Genomic DNA, 18,499 nt, shown 5'->3' with positions numbered 1-18,499 from the left:
GCGGAATCCGCTGGGGGCGTCGCACAGAGGTTCGCGAAAGCTCAGTACAGAACTTCGCGGTGCTCGTTGGCATACGCGATCTGCTTGTCCGTATCGCCTGTGCGCAGCTTGTTCACCCACTCCGGGTCGGCAAGCAGGGCACGGCCGATCGCGACCATGTCGAACTCACCGTCCTCGTACTGCTGCAGCAGGCGATCGACGCCCGTTGTCTCCGCGGCGCCTTCGGCGGTGAACGCCGTGGTGAATACCTTGTTCAATCCGACGGAGCCCACCGTGATCGTGGGGACACCGGTGAGGCGCTTCGTCCAGCCTGCCAGGCCGAGCTGTCCGTCGTTTCCGTCGAGTTCCGGGAACGCAGCGTCCCAGTGCCGACGAGTCGACACGTGAAGGACGTCCACGCCCGCATCGACGAGCGGCGACAGCATCTCCTCGAGCTCGGTGGGGGACTGGGCGAGACGGGCGTCGTAGTGGTTCGACTTCCACTGCGAGTATCGGTAGACGATCGCGAAGTCCTCGCCGACGGCCGCCCTGATTGCGGCGACGATCTCTGCGGGGAACCGAGTGCGAGCCCGCAGTGAACCGCCGTAACCGTCGGTCCGGAGATTGGTCTTCTCCCAAAGGAACTGGTCGAGAAGGTAGCCGTGGGCGCCGTGCAACTCGATGCCGTCGAACCCGGTCTTCTTTGCGCTCACCGCCGCGGAAACCCAGGCGTCACGAAGGTCGTCGAGGTCGGCGGTGCTGAATTCGCGACCGAGCGGCACCCCGTCGAGAGAGAGGCCGGACGGGCTCGTGGTCTGGACGTCGGGATTGAGCCGCGGCTTCGCGCCACGCTCGACGCCGAGATGCCACAGCTGGGGGATGATCGAACCGCCGGCGGCATGCACGGAATCGACTACGCGCTTCCAGCCCGCGAGGCTCTCGTCACCGTATAAACGCGGAACCGTGGTGAACGGGCCCGCCGAGGGATCGGGGATGTACGTGCCCTCGGTGATGATCAGGCCCGTCCCGCCGGTGACCCGGCGGGTGTAGTAGTCGGCAACGTCCTGTCCGGGGACACCGTCGGGCGAGAACGCGCGGGTCATCGGAGCCATTGCGAACCGGTTCTTCAGTTCGAGGGACTTTACGGTGAAAGGCTCGAACAGTCCGTCCACGGGAAGGGGAGTCTGTTCGATGGCTTCGGAAATCTCGGTCATGGTGTTGTGCAACCGCGCCGCCCGTGCTGCGTATTCCGGAATACGGCTCTCGGGAGGTCTGTAATCTGAGACACAGCGCGGGAGGTGCCCGTATGAGCCGAACCGGTGATAGTCGAGTCGGGGACGGGCCGGGGCGATGGATCCACAACCTCGGTTACGTTCGCAAGTGGCTCGTGCTCGGGGTTGTCATCGGGATCGTGGCGGGGCTCGGTGCGGTCGTGTTCTACTCAGCGCTCACGGAAGCCACATCTCTTCTGCTGGGAAGTATCGGTGGCTACACGCCGCCGTCCGCGGCCGGTGACGGCGGCCATGCCGGCAGCGGATCGTTCAGTAGAGCCTGGGCGATACCCCTCGTGGTGTGCCTCGGTGGAATCGTCTCCGGAATCCTCGTGTTCATGCTCGCCCCGGAGGCAGAAGGGCACGGCACCGACGCCGCGATCGAGGCCTATCACGTGGATCCCAAGATGATTCGGATGCGCGCGGTGCTCGTGAAGATCGTTGCCTCGGCGATCACCATCGGTTCCGGCGGTTCCGGTGGCCGCGAAGGGCCCACTGCACAGATTTCGGCGGGGTTCGGTTCGTTGCTCGCGCGGGTTGCCGACTTGTCGCCTCGCGACGGACGTATCGCGGTTGCCGTCGGAATCGGCTCCGGTATCGGTGCGATCTTCGGTGCGCCACTCGGCGGCGCGTTGTTGTGCGGCGCGATCGTCTTTCGGGACGACTTCGAATTCGACGTGCTCGTGCCCGGTCTGATCACCTCGATCGTGAGCTATTGCGTGTTCGGATCATTTATGGGTTTCGGACCGCTGTTCGGTTATGCCGCAATCGATTACCGTTTCGACGACCCGATCCAGCTGGTGTGGTTCGCGCTCGTCGGACTGTTGGCGGGCGTGATCGGACTTGCCTATTCGCGAGGCTTTTACCGGACCGTCGACGTTTTCGGTCGTCTTCGAATCTCACGCGTCCTGCGCCCCGCTCTCGGCGGGTTGGCGGTAGGGCTGATCGCACTGGCAATTCCACAGGTTCTCGGCAGCGGATACGGCTGGGTTCAAGAGGCGCTCGACCGTGACGCCCTGACGGCTCTACCACTCTGGATCGTGCTGGTTCTGCCGGCGGCGAAGATCGTCGCCACCTCCCTCTCGATCGGATCGGGTGGCTCTGGCGGGATATTCGGCCCGGGCATGGTGATCGGTGCGTTCACCGGTGCCGCCGTGTGGCGCCTGCTCGAGCCGATCGCCCCGGCAGTTCCCGACAGTCCGGCGCCCTTCGTGATCGCCGGGATGATGGCCTGCTTCGGAAGCATCGCCCGTGCACCGCTCGCGGTGATGATCATGGTTGCCGAAATGACAGGCAGCATCACCCTTCTGGCGCCGGCGATGGTGTCCGTGGGCCTCGCCTACCTGCTGGTACGAAGTACCGGAGAGACGATCTACCGTGCGCAGCTGAAAGACCGGGAGGAGGGACGTCTGCGCCACCTCCTGGCCACGACAGCAGTGACGGAGGTGTCGAGCACTTCGGTTCCCGCGGAGCTCGAGGGCCCACGGATCGAGATCTCGGCTTCCGTTGCGGACGCAGTGACAGCGATGGACCGGGTCCGCGGGCACGTGATCGTGGTAGACGAGGACGGCGCCACACACGGAATCGTCACTCGCAGGGGCGTCGAGAAGTGGTGCCTGGGGGTGGTGGGATCGGCGTCCACCGACACCCTCGAGCGGGTACTCGGGACCATGTGAATGCGCGGGAGGCGCATTCCGGCATGCTGTTCGGCATGACTGCTCTGGTTCCTCGCTACATCGACCTGCTCTGGCCCGCTCTTCAGGCGGCTATCGCTCTTGGTGGATCGGCGTCGAACGACGAACTCGACGGCGCCGTCGTCGAACGTGAAGGGTTGTCGGCAGAGGTGCAGGGCGCGCTACACGGTGACGGTCCCGGCACCGAGATCGAATACCGGCTCGCGTGGGCGCGAACCTACCTCAAGGGGATGGGCCTGCTCACCAACAGCAGTCGCGGAGTCTGGAGCGTCACGGCCAAAGGACGCGAGGTGACCGAAGACGACATCCGGCCCCTGCACACGGAGTTCGCCGCCGAGAACCGGAAGAAGAATGCGGCCCGCAAATCGGCGCAGGCCGCGTCCCGCCGTGCGGACGAGCCCGATACCAACATCGCGGAAGACGAGAACCGAACCGACTGGAAGGACGCCCTGCTCGACACCCTGCTGGCAATCTCGCCGGACGCCTTCGAGCGGCTCACCCAACGACTTCTACGTGAGGCGGGCTTCTCGAGCGCGTCCATCACCAGGCGAACCTCGGGAGGAGACATCGAGGGGCTCGGTGTCTACCAACTGTCGTTGTTGAGCTTTCCCGTGTTCTTCCAGTGCACCCGCTACAGCGGCAGCGTCGGCGCCGGAGCTGTTCGAGACTTTCGCGGGGCGATGTCCGGGCGCGGGGAGAAGGGCCTCCTCGTCACGACGGGGACCTTCACCGGAGATGCCCGCGCCGAGTCCAAGCGGGACGGCGCACCGCCCATCGATCTGGTGGACGGCGACCGGTTGTGCGAACTGCTCAAGGAACACGGACTCGGCGTGCAGACCACCACTCGGGTCGTCGAGGACGTCGAGATTCGCCCGGACTACTTTCAGTCGCTCGAGCCCGTCCGGACTCGGGAGTCCGCGTAGATCTTTGCTCACGTTGCGGATCGGCCACGAAAGAAGCGGGACGGACCGAAACCCCGCGGCCCAACCTCCCAAGTGTGTAAAGAGGAGGTAGCCGTGCGTGAGAGGAGTGTTCGAATGTCGACCCCGTCTCCGTTGCCACCTCCCGTCGGTCCCGAGGGTCCGGCAGACGAGATGTCGGTCGATTCGGACTTCGCACCACTCGCCGACCAGTTCTTCTCGATGTTCCGGTCACGCGCGAGCGGGGGCGGTGCGCTCACCGTCTACCACCGGGGCAAGAAAGTCGTGGACGTGTGGGCGGGTTGGGAGAACCGTCATCAGCGTTGGCAGCATGACACGGTGGCGCTGTCCTTCTCGACCGGGAAGGGTGTCGCGAGCACCGTGGTGCATCGGCTCGCCGAGCGTGGTGTTCTCGACTACGAGGCGCGAGTGGCGGACTACTGGCCGGAGTTCGGTGCGGCCGGCAAAGAGGCGATCACCGTGCGGGAACTGTTGTCGCACAGGGCTGGACTGCACCGTATTCGCGGGCTTGTTCCCGAAGGGGATCAGCTCATGGACCATGCGCTCGTCACGTCGAAGTTGGCCGCCGCTCCCGCATCCCCGAAGCGATTCTTCGGGCCCGGTTATCACGCCATCACCTACGGAGCTCTGGTGGCGGAGCTGACTTCCCGCGCGTCGGGGTGCAGTTTCACCGAACTGGTGCGCACCGAGGTCGCGGAACCGTTGGGTGTGGACGAGTTGTGGTTCGAGGTTCCCCGCGAAGAGCGATACCGGATCGCCAGCACCTTTCCCCGGATCACTCCGCTGATGTTGCCGTGGGGGCCGACTTCCTCGGCGCTGTCGCGGCTCCCGGGTGTTCGGAACATAGCGGATGCCGGAATGCCGGCCGGATTCGATGCGCTGGTGCGCAATCCGGAACTGCACGACAGCGCGATGCCCGGGTGGAACGGGGTGTTCGGTTCGCGTGCATTGGCGAAGATGTACGCAGCTCTGGCTGCATCGGGCAGCGTCGAGGGCAGGACGCTTCTCCACGCAGACACGGTGGGGCAACTGTCCGAGATCCAGACCACGGCTCGCGATTACGTTCTGGGTATCCCGATGAATTGGCGGCTCGGATACCACGCGGGAATGATCTCGGCCCGCCACCAGCCGCGTCTGGCGTTCGGGCACTATGGCCTCGGCGGGTCGGGCGCGTTCGCCGATCCGGAGTCGGAGCTTGCCGTCGCATTCGTGTCGAATCGACTGGGAAACAGGGCCAACCCCATTGCGGATCTGCGGCTGCCGCGCCTCGGTGCCGCGGCCCAGACTCTCGCACGAGCGTGAGGTCCGGCGATCGGTTGGTCATCTCGTTGGTCGTCGAACGTGACCGATGTTTGTCGAGTGGCTAGCGTGACTCGTGTGATTGTGGTGAAATACAAACGACCAAACTTACCGAAGTAGCTGTCGTCGATGTTGCAGACACGCCGCAGCGTGACCAATGAGGTATGGGGGCTTTCCGTGCAGGTGAATCGACGACAGCTGTTCAAATTCGCGGCAGCAGGAACCGCGGCCGTCGGTATGGCGGGCTTGGCTTCCACCACCCGGATCGCCGCAGCAGACGACCTGGGCGTTCTCATCGACTACTCGGGCGGTGTCCCCTCGGCGGACTCGATTGCGTCCGCTGGGTACGCCGGAGCGATTCGGTACGTGTCCGATCGTCGTCCGGGTGCCGAGTGGATGAAGGGCAAGCCGATGGCGGCGTCGGAAGCCGACGCCCTCGTTGCCGCGGGCCTTTCGGTCGTCTCCTGCTACCAGTACGGCAAAGCCGACACCGCGGACTGGCGTGGCGGTCTCGAAGCCGGAAAGCGTCATGCCGAACGCGGTCTGGAACTGCATCTCGCCGCCGGCGGGCCGGAGAACCGGCCGATCTATGCGTCCATCGACGACAACCCGTCACCGGTCGAGTTCGCGTCCATGATCGCTCCGTATCTGCTGGGTTGGCAGTCGGTGGTCGGCAACGAGAACCTCGGCGTGTACGCGAACTCGGGGACCATCGAACTCGCATCGGTTGCTGGACTGGGAACCTGGTTCTGGCAGCACGACTGGGGCACCCCCGAGGGGTACGTGCACCCTGCCGCACACCTGCACCAGTACGAGATCGATGCACGCAACCTCGACGGTGTGGGTATCGACCTCAACGCCATCCTGAAGCCCGACTACGGGCAGTGGTGATCCACGCTCACTTCGAGCCCGTCTTCGCCATCCACTCGCGCGCCACATCGGGTAGCGTCCCCGCGGCTTCAGCTGCGCGACACCAGTTTTTGGCGGTCTTGAAGAAGTTCATGGGGTTGTAGGCGTCCTCTTCGTACTTCCAGAGGTTGTCTCCCGCGTAGTGCAGAATCGTGATGTTCGCGGCCTCGTGGACGCTTCCGTCTCCGGGATCGTCCATCGGATTGTTGATCTCGCAGACGATCCAGCCGCGCTCCTCGTCCACCATGTACCAGGTCGGTGGAAACTTCGTCATGTGGCTGCCGGGAAAGCTGCTCATGGTGCGCACGACCCACCGTCGAACCTCCTCGCGGCCGCGTAGCGTGCCGAAGGCATGCTCGACGTAGTGAACGTCCTCCGTGAACATGTCGGCGAAGCCCGACCAGTCTCCGGTCGCAACGCATTCGGACACGGTCTTCTGGAAGTTCGCGAATGCGTCTTCGAGTTCGTTACGGCTCCACGGCACGGTGGTCTCCCTCTGTTGCGGCCTTCGGTCGCGTCGCGTCGACGCCTTGGCCACAATGAGAACACGTTTCAGTTTATGCGGGAAGGGTGAGCCACGGATTTCGTTCGCGACAGGTAATCTCGTCGGAAATCGGATCAGGAGGATCGAATGGACATCATCGTCAACGTGCTCTATGTCGTCGTCGGATTCTTCTACGAGACTTTCATCGTCAACGGGTCGTAGTACTTCAAACTCCGAGTAAAACGCCTCGCGCGCTCGTCAAACATGCTGGTTAGAGGGCACTTCGTACGGGGTTCGTACTCACTTCGTACTAGGGTCGTATGGGGTTCATAACGGGATCGTATGGGGCTATTTCAGGGCCAAAAGAGCCCCGCCTCAACTATCTGAGACGGGGCTCTCTCGGCGGCTCTCTCGGCGGCTCTCTCGGCGGCTCTCTCGGCGGAAAGGACTACCGCCGAAGCTTCCGACCGTTGGCACCGTCGCGCGGCTTCTTCGTCGCGGACGCCTTGCTACCGGCCGAGGCCTTCTTCTTCGCAGCGGGCGGGGTGGCACCCTTCGGTGCGGTCGGTGCCTTGGGCTTGGGTGCGGGCTTCGGCTTGGACACGCCGACGATCCCCTTGACCACTACCTCGCGCCCAGCGGGGGCCTTGTACCGAGCGCCGATCTTCGCGCCGGTCCACTTGCCGTTCTTGGTGGTGCCGATGTGGCTTTCGGCCTGCACACTGCCTGCCACCAATCGCTTGCGGGCGGTCTTGCTGCCGAGCGCACCACCCACCGCGCCACCTATCGCAGCGCCCGCGATGGAACGGCCGTGGGTCTTAGCGAAACGACCGGCAGCATCGCGCTTGTAGATGCGGCGCGCCATCACGCACCCCCGTTCAGTACCCGCGCGGCAGAGCGCACGGCCTCGGCGGGGGCGTCGGAGGGCGGGCACAGCGCCCGGTACATTCCGCCTTCGCTCGGCGGGGCGGATTCTCTACCGGGCGGCACCAGTCCCGCTCCCCACGAAAATTCGCTGGGACCGGGGGTCCGTCCATGGACGTGGACGTGGATGTTCGGCATGATCGATCACCACTTCAGCGTCGGCGCGGTGTAGGTGTCTTCGGGGGTCACCTGGAGCACCGCCGCCGCGCCACGGTAACGAACGCCCGTACCGAAGCCACGCGAGAAGAACGAATCCTGCAGTGGGTAACGCTGGTCGCGGCCCGGAATGATCCGCAGCCCTTGGTAAGCCGGATTCTTGTGCTGGCGGAAGCCCACCGGATTCAGGTCGCTGTTCGGGCCACCGCTGGCAACCACGGCCACGTAACCCGCTGGCACGTACTCGCTGGAAATTAGCCAGGCAGGTCCGTAGCTTCCGGCAACGGGCAGCTCGCCGTACTCGCCGGGGGCGATCTTGCCGATGATGTTCTCTTGCGTGAGGTAGGCCGGAGCCGTCTGCGAGAGGATAAAGTCATGGGCTGCAACGATTCCCGTGGCGGTCTCTTCGCCGCGCTTCCACGTCTGTATGATCTCGCCCTCCTGCGGATTGGCGAGGATCAGCAACTGACTTCCGGCACTACGCCCGTAGCCCTTACTCGTCACGAGGCGGATCATGTCCTCGATGTCGGCGCTGTCGATCACTGCTGCGCCGCTGGCGAGGTAGTGACTGGTGCTCTCGGGGAACTCCTTGCCCAGGTACGGCGGCGGAACGATTCCGTCGGTTCCGGTGTAGAGGCCGAACACCCGATGGTTCTCGGGGGAGAGCCGCTCGGCGGGGTTGAACAGCCGATCCAAAACCGTGGTGTTGATGTTCTTGTTGTCGGCTTCGAGGATTCGAGTGACCACCGAGGTGATCTGCTCAGATGTCATGTCCCGCAGCGCTTTCCACGTGAATCGGCTGGCGAGGTCGAAGTCCTTGAAGTCGTAACCCATCAGCAGGGTATCGGCCGCTGCACGGACGCCCGTGGGCTCACCGAACTCCGACGCTTCCTCGAAGCTATCCGAGCCGACCGACTGCGGAATGGCCGTGGCAATGTCGGTGGTGTTGTACGACAGCAGCGAAGCAACGCGGGTGCGCTCGTTGTTCCAGAGCGCGGTAACGGCTGCGATCTCCTCCCAGACCTTGTTCAGGTCCACGCCGTCGGCGGTTTCGTTTACAAGCACATCACCAGCCGTGTTGTATCCGCCGTCCGCGCCGAAGATGGGGAGCAGCATCGGATCAGCCGAGCGACCGGTGACCGAGCGACCGGGTCCGGTGGAATGTGCGTCGGGCTTCTGGAACATCGGACGCGAGAACGGGGGATGAGTGAACGAAAGTCGAGTAGGCATGGCAAGCTCCAATTCGGGGTCGAGCGGAATGATTTCAACCGAATCGAACGTCTGTGCGAATCGGGAAGCCTTCGAGGCGAACGGGTTCACGTTCCGGGCGACTGCTCGGTTAACGTGAGGGAATTACGTGTCAGCTCACTATACACCCGTGAAAACGCATGTGGGGCAGTTGATCTCACCGTATTGAGTGGGCATTGATTGCGCGTTGTTGGGTTGCTGTGCTTTACTTACGGCGCAGCGCCACCACGGGCTGTGACCCGCTACTGAGGGGCAAGACGCAAGGCTCCGTCCCCTCGGAGTGCCGATACAACGCGCAGGCAGCCGGGACCGCGCTAGGCATTCCTAACAAATGAGCAGTGCATCCGATGACAGATTTCTGTCACGTGGTGGCTGCTCATTTTTTTTCGTTTGTGCAGCACCTCGTGACGATTACCGAGGAGCACAACCCATGTCCCGCATCAGTACCGAGCGCGCCGTAGCCGCCGAGAAGGCCGAGCGCGTCAGTGAAGACACCATTCGTCAGTTGGGGTTCGACCCGTTCGGAATGCCGACGCTGACCAAGGCCGATGCCTACGAATTCGCGCACGGAATCAACCCGTACATCAGCGAGAACTCGTGGCAGAGGTCCGTCGCCCGAGGCGAATTGGCTTGCATCGTGAAGAACCGTCGCAAGTTCTTCAGCCGCGCGGAAGTTATCGCGTGGCTTCAGCGCAGCGACAGCCACCGCGACGAGAACGTGCGGATGAAGTGATCACCCCCGAACAAGTCCGCGACCTGCGCGAGAACGGTTGGCGGGATTCCTCACCCGCTGGGGATCAGATAGACGCGAGCCTTCGGGCTGACGAGCATCGCCTGGATGGGTCGGCGGTCGAGTTCTCGCCGTGGGCGCGAATGGTGCCGCGTGTGAGTGCGGCGATGGACCGCGCCCTGGCAACGCCTACGGTTCTGCCGGACTTACCCGCGTTGCGTCGGCTCTCGGTCGAGCGGAGCAACATTGGGGATCGCAGACCGCAGCAATACGGGCGTGCGGTGGTCGAGCCGGCGACGACGAGCGAGCGCGCCGCGTTCCGGCGGATGCTGGAGGCTGCGACGACGGGTCCAGTGGGGCTGCGCACTGTGGTCATCCACGGCGAAGGCGCTCAGCTGTATAGCGCCCCGCTACCGGACACCCGCGCCACCGATGCAGCCGCCGACATACAGCCCGACGCTTGGTTGCCTGAGTCCGAGCCCTTCGGAGCGGCGGCGTTGGTGGCGTACCCGGTGCCGTACGGGTACTCAACAGCGCGTGTGGCGCGCCTTGCGCTTGAAGGTGCTATGTGGTGCTACTGGTGTGACGACTGGCGTCACCACGAACAAATCCCGTTCGCGCTGATTGTGGGCGCGGGAGCCACTGCGCATGTGTTTCCGACGTGCCCGCGCTGCCGCGCCGATCTCGACCACGCGGCCGGAGTGCACCCCGACAAGGTGCTCACGTTCGTCACGAACGACGGTTGGGACGCAGCCACCGGATATCCCGCCGACAGGTGGCGGTGATGTGATGGACCCGAATCTGCTCTACGCCTTGGCGCTTGCGCTCTTGGCGAGACACGAACTGGTGGTCCGCTTCTCAATGAGAAGACCGACCGTGCCAGGACGGGCGAACGGTCGGTCTTCGACGGAGCGGCGGTGCTCGCTCTCAGCTCATCCCAGAGGGAATCGCCATGAAGCAGCATAGCAACCACTCAGCGCCACAACGCGGGCGGTTGTCTCCGTAATGCGTTCGCAGACATAAGAAAAGCCCCGAGTCGATTGCTCGGCTCGGGGCTTTTCTGCAAGGAGACCCAGGGAAATGAAGGAACCTGAATCTGCCTTCAGCCTAACGCAATACCCGCCCGATGTGTTGTGCCGGGGTCAAGCCGCACGGTCGCGGTGAGTCCCAAAGTACAAGGGCCACAACGGAAAGCGGCCCCGAGACTCAGAGTAACCTGAGCCCGGGACCACCACCCACAGCATTACCACCAACGCACCCACGCAAACCCAGAGACGGAGAGAGGAGAGAGCCGCTGGACCTCACCGAAGAAGAAAGGCCCAACATTGCGAAACCCGAACCGAACAGAAGGGCTCCAGGTGCCAAACCCCGATTCCACCGGAAGAGGCCTGACGTGCCAAACCCCGACCCGAAAGAAGAGGCTCAACGTGTCGAACAAACCCCGAAAGGTAAGCCCAGCATGACCAAGCATACCAGCAAACCAGAAAACCGTACGTCCGTACTGGATGTGGAATCCGTTCCACCCGAACGCGATCCGACGTTCGCTGAGTTTCTGTGCGCGCTGGGATACCGTCCGAACGACCGTGTCCCGCTGCTGGGGACCCGCCCCGAAGACGAACGCGGGCGGACGATTACGGCGATTCATCGTGTTGCAGACTTCCGCGACGACGATTGGACCCCTCCACCCGACGTGAACGTGTGGTTCGGGGTGAATCCGGTGTCCGCGTCGGTCCGCCGTGGTGTCGGTTGCGACGCCGACGTGGTCCGCGTCCGCGTCTGGACGTGTGACCTCGACGTGAAGGACGGGTGCCTGGCCTCGTTGGACGAGTGCTACGCGGTGGTCAGCGTGCTCACCGGGTGGCTGGGCGTACCGCCCGCTGCCGTGGTGGAGAGCGGCCACGGCCTGCAACCGTACTGGAGGGTGAAGTCGACGAAGAGCGCTTCGGCTCGAATCCGTTCCGCGAGCCGTGACGATACCGCCGAGGCCACCGAGTGGACGCGGGATCTTCATTTGTGGGGTGGGTTGGTGCGCTTGGCCGTGAACGAGGTGAGGCCCGGTGCTAAAGCGGATTCGGTGTTCCACTTGAACCGCAAGATGCGGGCACCGGGCGGGGTCAACCACAAGGAACCGGCGCGCCCTGTGCGCGTGCGTACGGCGTTGACAGGCTCGGAGGGTGCCGGTGGTCCGCGTGGCGCAATCCAGTCCGAGGCGCTCGGACTCAGCCGGGGGTGTGTGCGGCGGGTAGCCAAGGCCCGCAAGGTGCACACGCCCCCGAACCTGAAAACGGTGGTCGCCCCCGTACCGACGTCTCGCACCGAAGCGTGGAAATGGGTCGAGAACCAGCCCGGCGCAAACGAAGGTGCCGCGACGATGAGCCGTGCAATGTTCCGCCACCTCGACTATGACGGGCTGATTCGTGAGTTCTCGTATGGCACCGAGAACGAATCGTCTGCGCACAACCTGATGCGCGGGCGGGTGTGGTCGGCGGTGCGGTTGTCGACCGAAGGACATTCCGGCGTGTACTGGGCGCTGGAGTTCGTTCGTCGGGCGTACCTGGCGACGATGGAACTGCGTCGGGCGGGCCGCCTCGACGGGGAACGCCGGACGCTGGACGCTGCTACCCGCGACTTTGACCGCGCCCTGACCGGTGCTGTGGCGTCGGTAAGAGAGAGAGCCAACGACCCGCTACCGCAACGGGACCGCCACGGCAACGTCGTGGTTCCGATTACCGCCGCTCGCTCGCTGCGCAACTCCACCCAGAAGAAGGCCACCAAATGAGCGTCAACCCGTCTGCCAAATCGTCCGTGCTCGAACCGATTCCCTACGTGGTGGAGTCCACACCCTTCAAGGGCGGTCATCGGCAGGTGTTCAAGGAGATGACCGCCGACGAGCTCGCCTTTCTCCGGGTCAAGACCGATGCTGACCGGGCGGGAACCGACACTGTGGACGCGCCGTCGTGGACGGCTGTGGACGTGAGCGCGGCGTTGGATGGCGACGGTCCCCCTATGCCGACGGTGTTCTCGCGTGAAGACGGCGCGCACCTGTTCTATGCAGGCAAGGTGCATTCCGTTCACGGTGAGAGCGAATCGGGGAAGTCATGGCTGGTTCAGTGCGCCGTAGCGCAGACTCTCGAGCGTGGTGGGTCGGTGCTCTACGCCGACTTTGAAGACGACGCCGCCAGCGTTGCAGGGCGGCTGCTGCTACTCGGTGTGCCGAAGCATGTGGTTGTCGATCCTGGGAGATTCGTCTACGTGCGGCCGGAGAACTCCCTCAAGATCCCAGTGGAGGCAGCGGCCTTTGCCCAGTTGATTGGACGGGACTTCACGCTGGCGGTTATCGACGGTGTCACGGATGCGATGGGCCTGTTCGGATTCTCGGTGAAAGACAACGACGATATCGCGGCCTTCCAGCGGGAGGTTCCGCGTGCGGTGGCTCGTCGTACCGGTGCAGCCGTGGTGTGTGTGGACCACGTAACGAAGGACGCAGACAGCCGAGGTCGATTCGCTATCGGCGGGCAGCACAAAATGGCCGCACTGGATGGGGCCGCGTTCGTTGTTGATGTTGAGACGGTTTTCGCAGTGGGAATGGCGGGCGTCGCCAGTGTTCGAGTGGCAAAGGACCGCCCCGGCCACGTGCGTAACTTGGGTGGTGCGTGGCGTCGCGCCGACCGTACGCAGTTGGTGGCGCACCTACATCTCGACTCCACCAATCTCGACCGCACCGAATGGCGGCTGGAAGCCCCCGAGAATTGCCGATCCGCATCAGGTGGATACCTCGACAGGTGGTCGAGTAGCAGGGAAGCGAACGACGGCCGAGTTCCGCCCGACGTGGTTCATGGAGCAGGTCAGCCGGTACTGGGAAGAGACCGCCGACGTGAGTGAACGGTCCACCACGAAAACGGTTGCCGCGATGTGCGCGGAACGCAAAGCAGCTGAGAAGCCGGAGAGGCGAAGTATCTGGCGCAAGGCCGTTGAGCTTCTTGTCGCGGAGGGGTTCGCCACATTTGTGGAGGGAGCACGGAACGCGCACGAGCACACGAGTGTCAAGCCGTACCGCCAGTGCGACGACCCCGCGTGGGACCAATACGCTCCGTCGACGGCAGACAAGGTAGGAAAGCTCAAGATTATTGCCGAGGGGTCACCTGTCGAGGCTGAAGACTCGGACGTCACGGGTGTGGAAAGTTGACCAGGCCGACCAGGCCAAGCACCGGGCCGTCCACCAGGCTGGCCCGGTGGACAGCGACCAGGCCACGCAACCAGGCCAAGGCCCCGCCCCCGTAGGGGCGGGCCTGGACGTTGCGGCCTGGTGGCGGGGCAGTGGCGGGGTTGGGCGGTGTGACGCAGTTTTGGCCTGGTCAGGGTCGGTGGGTGGCGACGGGTCAATACGTAGCGCGGTAGCCCGTCGGTGCCCCCGTTTCGCAGCCCTCAGTCAGCAAATATGGAGAAACGGTACGAACGTACGCTTTTTGGCTTTTCGTCTGGTTTTTCCGAGAACTGGGCCGAGAAATTTCCGCCTTCCCCGCCCACTGCGCCACGTCCCTACGTGAAAGGAACCACGATGAACGACAACACGCCGGAACACATTCGAGCCGAACTGAAGTGGATCGAACGACACGACGAACGCGAGCGGCCGATTCCAGGCGCGGGAGAGCCGGCCGATCCTCCCGACCCCTCGACGGACCCGTCGCCCGCGCCTCGGCGGTCTCTGCCCCACGGCGGGCTCATGACGATGGAAGACGCCCTGGCGTCGCTCCGGCGCGGTGCTGGCGCGCGGGCACTGCGCCCCGCACGTAAGCACGACCCCCGGACGCGCAACCGCAGTAAGTAGGGGCGGCCCTGGCGCGTGGTTGCTAGCGCCCCTGGTGCGTGATCTTTGGTGCCTGAGCATCGCGTGGGCGCGTCAACTCAGGCAATAGGCGTATGGGTGTGGGACAAAACGTGTCAACGATTCTGGGGACGTACAGCGCGTCTTTGAATCGCGCTGTCTCGCAACGGTATTGAGTTGTGAAGCGGGTCAGGGGTGGTTACCTTGGGGCGCGTAGGGCGTAAGGCCAAACCGGACGGTAGAGCCTCAACAGGCAAGGGAGACAGCAGCAATGAGCAAGATTCAACGCAAGGTGATGATCGGGTACGTGCGTGTATCCACAGCAGAGCAAGCCGAGTCTCGCAATGGCCTGGAGGCGCAAGAAGTCAAGCTGCGAGCGGAGGCGGAGCATCGCGGCTGGGAGCTGCGCATCTATCGCGACGAGGGGGCGAGTGGCAAGTATGTCAACGAGGGTCTACGTAATGCGTTGGGGCACTTGGCAAGTGGGCAGGCGGACGGCCTGGTGGTAGCCAAGTTGGATCGCTTGGTGCGCAGTGTGATCCACGCGAGCGAGATCATTCAGACCAGTCTCTCGCAAGGCTGGGACCTGGTCATACTTGATCCGCAGGTGGACATGACCACAGCCAGCGGGCGGCTGGTCGCCAACGTGATGATGGCGATTGCTGAGTTCGAGCGCGAGCTCATCGGTGAGCGCACCCGCGATGCCCTGGCAGCGAAGCGACGCCGCAATGAACCCATCGGCCGGAAGACTCTCGCCGAGCCGTGGCTGATTGAGCGCATCGTCGCGGAACGCCAGAGCGGACGCAGCTACCAAGCCATTGCCGACGACCTGATGGCCGACGAAGTGCTGTCGCCTACTGGCTTGCGGAAGTGGCAGTCGTCCACGGTGCGGCGCATCTACGACACCACCGAGAGCAAGCTCGCACGCGGTGCACATACAGCGGCCACCGCGATCGCCAAGGCAGGGGTCTGACATGCGCCTCACTTCTCGTCAGGCGATCCAGCAGATTCTCGCGTTGCACGCGGAAGGTCTCAATCCCACGGCGATTGCTCGCAAGCTCACCAACGAGCAAGTCCCCACAGCTCACGGGCTGCGTCCGTGGAGCCAGTCCACCGTCTCTCAGATCATCGCCCAACAGGCGCGGCGGGAGGCAGCCGCCGACGAGCTGTTCGCGCGGTTCGCGGAAGCGGAGCGGTACCGATGACGACAACCACAAGGAAGACAGCACCAGAAGTGGTTGCGCGGATTGCCGAGCTGCACGACGAGGGTCTGTCGCCATCTGACATTGCGGAAATCCTTGGCGTAGAAGGAGTCACAACACCCAATGGACGCGCGGCGTGGCGTCGGCAAGCGGTGGCGAACCTTCTCCGGTCTCGCGGGTACACCCCTCATCGCTACATGCGGACAGTCGACACCGACACCAAGGCAGCGCGGGCGGAAGAGGAACGCCAGCTCAGAGCCGCCGAGCGCGAGCGACGCCAAGCTGAGCGAGCAGCAGCCAAGGCCGCACAGCGGAAGGCGAAAGCCGCCGAGCGCCAACAACGCGAAGCCGAGGAAGAAGCCGCAATCGCCGAGCGGCTGGCGCAGTCCATACAGCGCGTCCGCTCGTTGTCGCCGGAGGCCCGCGCTCAGCAAGCCGCCCGCGCCGAGCGCGAAATCCGGGCGGCGTGGGAGAACGCCACCAACAACCCCTACGAATACAACGACGAGGAAGAGGCAGGCTAATGGGAGCCAACCGCTACAGCATCCGCGAGCAGACCAGCGGCCGATTCCAGGCCCGTTGGTACGACAACAACGGGGACCGCAAGTCCAAGACGTTCGGCACGCGCACCGAAGCCAAGAAGTTTCTGGACGGAATCAAGGCGGACCGAGATCGCGGGGACTACATCGACCCCAACGATTCTCGGCGGACGTTCCGGTCGGTGGCTGAGCTGTGGCTCAGTAGTCGCAACCTCCGCCCGAAGACCGAAAACAACTACCGAGAGATGCTGGAGCTACGGATCTATCCCACCTTCGCGGATCGGCCGGTCGGCGGGATTACGACGATGGACCTGGTCGCGTGGATCACTGCGCTCTCTCGCACGGGCGGACTGATCACTGCTGCCACGCAACCCGCGACCGATATCGCCCCCGCAGTGCGTCCGCTGTCGCCGGGGACGGTCCGCAACGCGGTACGGGTAGCAACACAGGTGTTGGACGCAGCGGTGCGCGCCCGGTACATCAGGGGCAATCCGGCACGCGGCCTCACCCGCGACGACATGCCCAAGGATCACCGTAAGGAGGCCCAATTCCTCACGGCGGCGGAGGTTTCGGCACTCAGTGCAGCGGTTGAGCAAGTAGTGGCCGCCCGCATACAGGGCGACACACGTCAACCGCGCGGGCAGGCCGGTCAGCCACGCAAGGCACCCGACCCAAACACGCCCACCTACGCGCAGCACGCGGCGGCGCTGGGGCTGTTGGTGCGGTTTGCCGCGCAGACCGGGATGCGCGCGGGTGAAATCTGCGGCCTGCGATGGGAGAACGTGGACCTACTGCGTGGGCGGGTCATCGTTGCCGAGTCCATCTCCGCCGTGCGGATGAACGAGTGGACGGTGGTCCCACCGAAGAACGGCAAGACTCGTACGGTGCCGCTTACCCCGCCGATGCGCGACGCCCTGGCCGACCTTGCCGAACAACGCGCCGAGCGGGGAACGTTCGCCCCGGAGATGTACGTGTGGCCGCGTGCGTACCGCCCGACGAGCACGGAGGAGCCGTACGGCACCGAGCCGATGCGTTGGGGCACCGACTTCTACCTGAGGTACTGGAAGCCCGCCGTAGCCGAGGCGGGCCTCAACAGCGGACTGCGCTTCCACGACTTGCGGCATACGTGCGCGGCGTTGCTGATCGCCGCCAACGTGCCCGCCAAGGCAATTCAGGCGCACCTGGGTCATTCGTCGTTCAACATCACCATGAGCACGTACGGACATCTCTACGAGGACGCCAGCGACGCCGTCACCGATGCGATGGGCGCGGCCTTCAGCGCCCCGGCCACTCCCACGCCGAGCAACGTGCGCGCCCTTAGGGGCTAGCCTCTGAAGGACAGCGCAGTCTTCTTGACCTCAATCGTGTGATCCTTACCGAACTCGTGTGCCAGTAAGTAATTTAGCGTGGATTGCCGTAGCTCGATGTTCAAACCCGGGCCGATGGTTATTGCCTTAACGGATGCTGGATTGAAATCCAGTTCGGCATAGGGGATTGGGCCAATATTTGATGGGCGGAACTTGACTTCGTCTGGATGAGACACACACAACCGCATCTCTTGCTCGTCAGCGAATCCCTCTTCTTTTTGAAATGGTATTGAACTTTGAACGGCAGTCATGCATGTGATTGAGGCAAGTATCGGTCGATTCCTCGCCCGAATTATTTCCCCGAAAATGGGGTCACTCTCGAAGAACCCATATTTCTCTAGGTCGACGTCAGATTCAGAAATGATCTCATACATACGGGACAGCACCGCGTCTGTGACCTGCTCCATCCCCCAGTCGTACCCGGGACCATAGGTGACGTTCCCATGCCTTACGGACCGCTCGTCGTCCTGAGATGCTGCGATACTCTTCGTTAGTTCATCCCTGTCGAACGTGATGCAGTACCCCTCTTGGGCATAGCCGCGCCATTGGCCGAGATCGTCGCCATAGTTGGATAGACAACAAACGAACTGGCTATCCTTGGGGTTGCCCTTGCCTCCGAGTAGATCGATTGCAATTTCCAGAGATTTTTCGAGCTCAGCGGCAGATGATTCTTCTAGCGAATCGACAGTCTTCAATCTGGCAAGGGAGTTACGGAGCGCGCCGGTAACCCGCTGAAGGCCGTAATCGTACTCAAGAGAGTCGTTCAGAAATTGAATATTCGTCGCCCATAGTTTTCTCCCTTGAATGATGCCGATGAGTCCAGTCGTGTCTGTGTAGTGGTGGACTTCGCCGTCGTCCGGGACCATGTACGCCTTCCGCATGGTCCCATCGTCTCACGCAGGTCGGACATGCCCCGGCGAGTGTGCCCTTC

The 18,499-nt window shown here is 63.7% G+C and carries 18 protein-coding genes and 1 pseudogene; 14 read left to right on the top strand and 5 right to left on the bottom strand.

Going from position 1 to position 18,499, the window contains the following annotated elements; genetic code table 11:
* Positions 1 to 41: 41 nt before the first annotated feature.
* Positions 42 to 1,193, bottom strand: coding sequence for an NADH:flavin oxidoreductase (locus ACFWO3_RS11020; RefSeq protein ID WP_378577152.1), 1,152 nt, complete (start codon positions 1,191 to 1,193; stop codon positions 42 to 44).
* Positions 1,194 to 1,285: 92 nt separating this feature from the next.
* Here ACFWO3_RS11020 and ACFWO3_RS11015 point away from each other — a divergent pair.
* From ACFWO3_RS11015 to ACFWO3_RS11000, 4 genes and pseudogenes are all read left to right on the top strand, one after another.
* A pseudogene (locus ACFWO3_RS11015) lies at positions 1,286 to 2,662 on the top strand (chloride channel protein); the annotation flags it as partial.
* 287 nt (positions 2,663 to 2,949) lie between these two features.
* Positions 2,950 to 3,867: a restriction endonuclease gene (locus tag ACFWO3_RS11010; protein ID WP_378577359.1), complete on the top strand. Its 918-nt coding sequence runs from the start codon at positions 2,950 to 2,952 to the stop codon at positions 3,865 to 3,867.
* A 114-nt stretch (positions 3,868 to 3,981) separates the two neighbouring features.
* Positions 3,982 to 5,187: a serine hydrolase domain-containing protein gene (locus ACFWO3_RS11005; protein ID WP_378577150.1), complete on the top strand. Its 1,206-nt coding sequence runs from the start codon at positions 3,982 to 3,984 to the stop codon at positions 5,185 to 5,187.
* A gap of 126 nt (positions 5,188 to 5,313) precedes the next feature.
* Complete coding sequence (locus ACFWO3_RS11000) at positions 5,314 to 6,075, top strand: DUF1906 domain-containing protein (RefSeq protein WP_378577148.1); 762 nt, start codon at positions 5,314 to 5,316, stop codon at positions 6,073 to 6,075.
* 7 nt (positions 6,076 to 6,082) lie between these two features.
* Here ACFWO3_RS11000 and ACFWO3_RS10995 read toward each other — a convergent pair whose 3' ends face one another.
* The 3 genes from ACFWO3_RS10995 to ACFWO3_RS10985 form a co-directional block, all read right to left on the bottom strand.
* The gene (locus ACFWO3_RS10995) at positions 6,083 to 6,577 is read right to left on the bottom strand and encodes a nuclear transport factor 2 family protein (protein ID WP_378577146.1); all 495 of its coding nucleotides are present in this window, start codon (positions 6,575 to 6,577) and stop codon (positions 6,083 to 6,085) included.
* 448 nt (positions 6,578 to 7,025) lie between these two features.
* Positions 7,026 to 7,442, bottom strand: coding sequence for a hypothetical protein (locus tag ACFWO3_RS10990; RefSeq protein WP_378577144.1), 417 nt, complete (start codon positions 7,440 to 7,442; stop codon positions 7,026 to 7,028).
* 203 nt (positions 7,443 to 7,645) lie between these two features.
* On the bottom strand, positions 7,646 to 8,773 hold the full coding sequence (locus ACFWO3_RS10985; RefSeq protein WP_378577142.1) for a hypothetical protein: 1,128 nt from the start codon (positions 8,771 to 8,773) through the stop codon (positions 7,646 to 7,648).
* A gap of 562 nt (positions 8,774 to 9,335) precedes the next feature.
* Here ACFWO3_RS10985 and ACFWO3_RS10980 point away from each other — a divergent pair.
* From ACFWO3_RS10980 to ACFWO3_RS10935, 10 genes are all read left to right on the top strand, one after another.
* On the top strand, positions 9,336 to 9,638 hold the full coding sequence (locus ACFWO3_RS10980; RefSeq protein WP_378577140.1) for a hypothetical protein: 303 nt from the start codon (positions 9,336 to 9,338) through the stop codon (positions 9,636 to 9,638).
* Positions 9,635 to 10,420, top strand: a complete 786-nt coding sequence (locus ACFWO3_RS10975; RefSeq protein ID WP_378577138.1) for a hypothetical protein — start codon at positions 9,635 to 9,637, stop codon at positions 10,418 to 10,420. The genes ACFWO3_RS10980 and ACFWO3_RS10975 overlap by 4 nt, the downstream gene beginning before the upstream one ends.
* Before the next feature lie 674 nt (positions 10,421 to 11,094).
* Positions 11,095 to 12,414 (top strand): hypothetical protein, encoded by a 1,320-nt coding sequence (locus ACFWO3_RS10970; RefSeq protein ID WP_378577136.1) that lies wholly within the window; start codon positions 11,095 to 11,097, stop codon positions 12,412 to 12,414.
* Entirely contained in the window at positions 12,411 to 13,517 is a 1,107-nt protein-coding gene (locus ACFWO3_RS10965; RefSeq protein WP_378577134.1) for an AAA family ATPase, read from the top strand. The genes ACFWO3_RS10970 and ACFWO3_RS10965 overlap by 4 nt, the downstream gene beginning before the upstream one ends.
* The gene (locus tag ACFWO3_RS10960) at positions 13,471 to 13,821 is read left to right on the top strand and encodes a hypothetical protein (protein WP_378577132.1); all 351 of its coding nucleotides are present in this window, start codon (positions 13,471 to 13,473) and stop codon (positions 13,819 to 13,821) included. The genes ACFWO3_RS10965 and ACFWO3_RS10960 overlap by 47 nt, the downstream gene beginning before the upstream one ends.
* Positions 13,822 to 14,193: 372 nt before the next feature.
* Positions 14,194 to 14,463: a hypothetical protein gene (locus ACFWO3_RS10955; RefSeq protein WP_378577130.1), complete on the top strand. Its 270-nt coding sequence runs from the start codon at positions 14,194 to 14,196 to the stop codon at positions 14,461 to 14,463.
* Between the two features lie 268 nt (positions 14,464 to 14,731).
* Entirely contained in the window at positions 14,732 to 15,433 is a 702-nt protein-coding gene (locus ACFWO3_RS10950; RefSeq protein WP_378577128.1) for a recombinase family protein, read from the top strand.
* A gap of 1 nt (position 15,434) precedes the next feature.
* On the top strand, positions 15,435 to 15,665 hold the full coding sequence (locus tag ACFWO3_RS10945; protein ID WP_378577126.1) for a recombinase family protein: 231 nt from the start codon (positions 15,435 to 15,437) through the stop codon (positions 15,663 to 15,665).
* Complete coding sequence (locus ACFWO3_RS10940) at positions 15,662 to 16,186, top strand: recombinase family protein (RefSeq protein ID WP_378577124.1); 525 nt, start codon at positions 15,662 to 15,664, stop codon at positions 16,184 to 16,186. The genes ACFWO3_RS10945 and ACFWO3_RS10940 overlap by 4 nt, the downstream gene beginning before the upstream one ends.
* Complete coding sequence (locus tag ACFWO3_RS10935; protein ID WP_378577122.1) at positions 16,186 to 17,529, top strand: tyrosine-type recombinase/integrase; 1,344 nt, start codon at positions 16,186 to 16,188, stop codon at positions 17,527 to 17,529. Before ACFWO3_RS10940 ends, ACFWO3_RS10935 begins: the two co-directional genes overlap by 1 nt.
* Here the strand turns inward: ACFWO3_RS10935 and ACFWO3_RS10930 are convergent.
* Complete coding sequence (locus tag ACFWO3_RS10930) at positions 17,526 to 18,449, bottom strand: DUF2971 domain-containing protein (RefSeq protein ID WP_378577120.1); 924 nt, start codon at positions 18,447 to 18,449, stop codon at positions 17,526 to 17,528. The genes ACFWO3_RS10935 and ACFWO3_RS10930 overlap by 4 nt on opposite strands.
* Positions 18,450 to 18,499 lie beyond the last annotated feature (50 nt).

It is taken from the genome of Rhodococcus sp. NPDC058521 (assembly GCF_042719695.1).
Taxonomy (GTDB): Bacteria; Actinomycetota; Actinomycetes; order Mycobacteriales; family Mycobacteriaceae; genus Rhodococcus_F.
Note: the sequence above shows the minus strand (reverse complement) of the source record. Positions and strands in the feature narration are given on the sequence as shown.

Coding starts and splice junctions, on each gene's coding strand:
- ACFWO3_RS11020 (WP_378577152.1), bottom strand. CDS start 1,193: ATGACCGAGATTTCCGAAGCCATCGAACAGACTCCCCTTCCCGTGGAC.
- ACFWO3_RS11010 (WP_378577359.1), top strand. CDS start 2,950: ATGCTGTTCGGCATGACTGCTCTGGTTCCTCGCTACATCGACCTGCTC.
- ACFWO3_RS11005 (WP_378577150.1), top strand. CDS start 3,982: ATGTCGACCCCGTCTCCGTTGCCACCTCCCGTCGGTCCCGAGGGTCCG.
- ACFWO3_RS11000 (WP_378577148.1), top strand. CDS start 5,314: ATGTTGCAGACACGCCGCAGCGTGACCAATGAGGTATGGGGGCTTTCC.
- ACFWO3_RS10990 (WP_378577144.1), bottom strand. CDS start 7,442: ATGGCGCGCCGCATCTACAAGCGCGATGCTGCCGGTCGTTTCGCTAAG.
- ACFWO3_RS10985 (WP_378577142.1), bottom strand. CDS start 8,773: ATGCTGCTCCCCATCTTCGGCGCGGACGGCGGATACAACACGGCTGGT.
- ACFWO3_RS10980 (WP_378577140.1), top strand. CDS start 9,336: ATGTCCCGCATCAGTACCGAGCGCGCCGTAGCCGCCGAGAAGGCCGAG.
- ACFWO3_RS10970 (WP_378577136.1), top strand. CDS start 11,095: ATGACCAAGCATACCAGCAAACCAGAAAACCGTACGTCCGTACTGGAT.
- ACFWO3_RS10965 (WP_378577134.1), top strand. CDS start 12,411: ATGAGCGTCAACCCGTCTGCCAAATCGTCCGTGCTCGAACCGATTCCC.
- ACFWO3_RS10960 (WP_378577132.1), top strand. CDS start 13,471: ATGGAGCAGGTCAGCCGGTACTGGGAAGAGACCGCCGACGTGAGTGAA.
- ACFWO3_RS10955 (WP_378577130.1), top strand. CDS start 14,194: ATGAACGACAACACGCCGGAACACATTCGAGCCGAACTGAAGTGGATC.
- ACFWO3_RS10950 (WP_378577128.1), top strand. CDS start 14,732: ATGAGCAAGATTCAACGCAAGGTGATGATCGGGTACGTGCGTGTATCC.
- ACFWO3_RS10945 (WP_378577126.1), top strand. CDS start 15,435: ATGCGCCTCACTTCTCGTCAGGCGATCCAGCAGATTCTCGCGTTGCAC.
- ACFWO3_RS10940 (WP_378577124.1), top strand. CDS start 15,662: ATGACGACAACCACAAGGAAGACAGCACCAGAAGTGGTTGCGCGGATT.
- ACFWO3_RS10935 (WP_378577122.1), top strand. CDS start 16,186: ATGGGAGCCAACCGCTACAGCATCCGCGAGCAGACCAGCGGCCGATTC.
- ACFWO3_RS10930 (WP_378577120.1), bottom strand. CDS start 18,449: ATGCGGAAGGCGTACATGGTCCCGGACGACGGCGAAGTCCACCACTAC.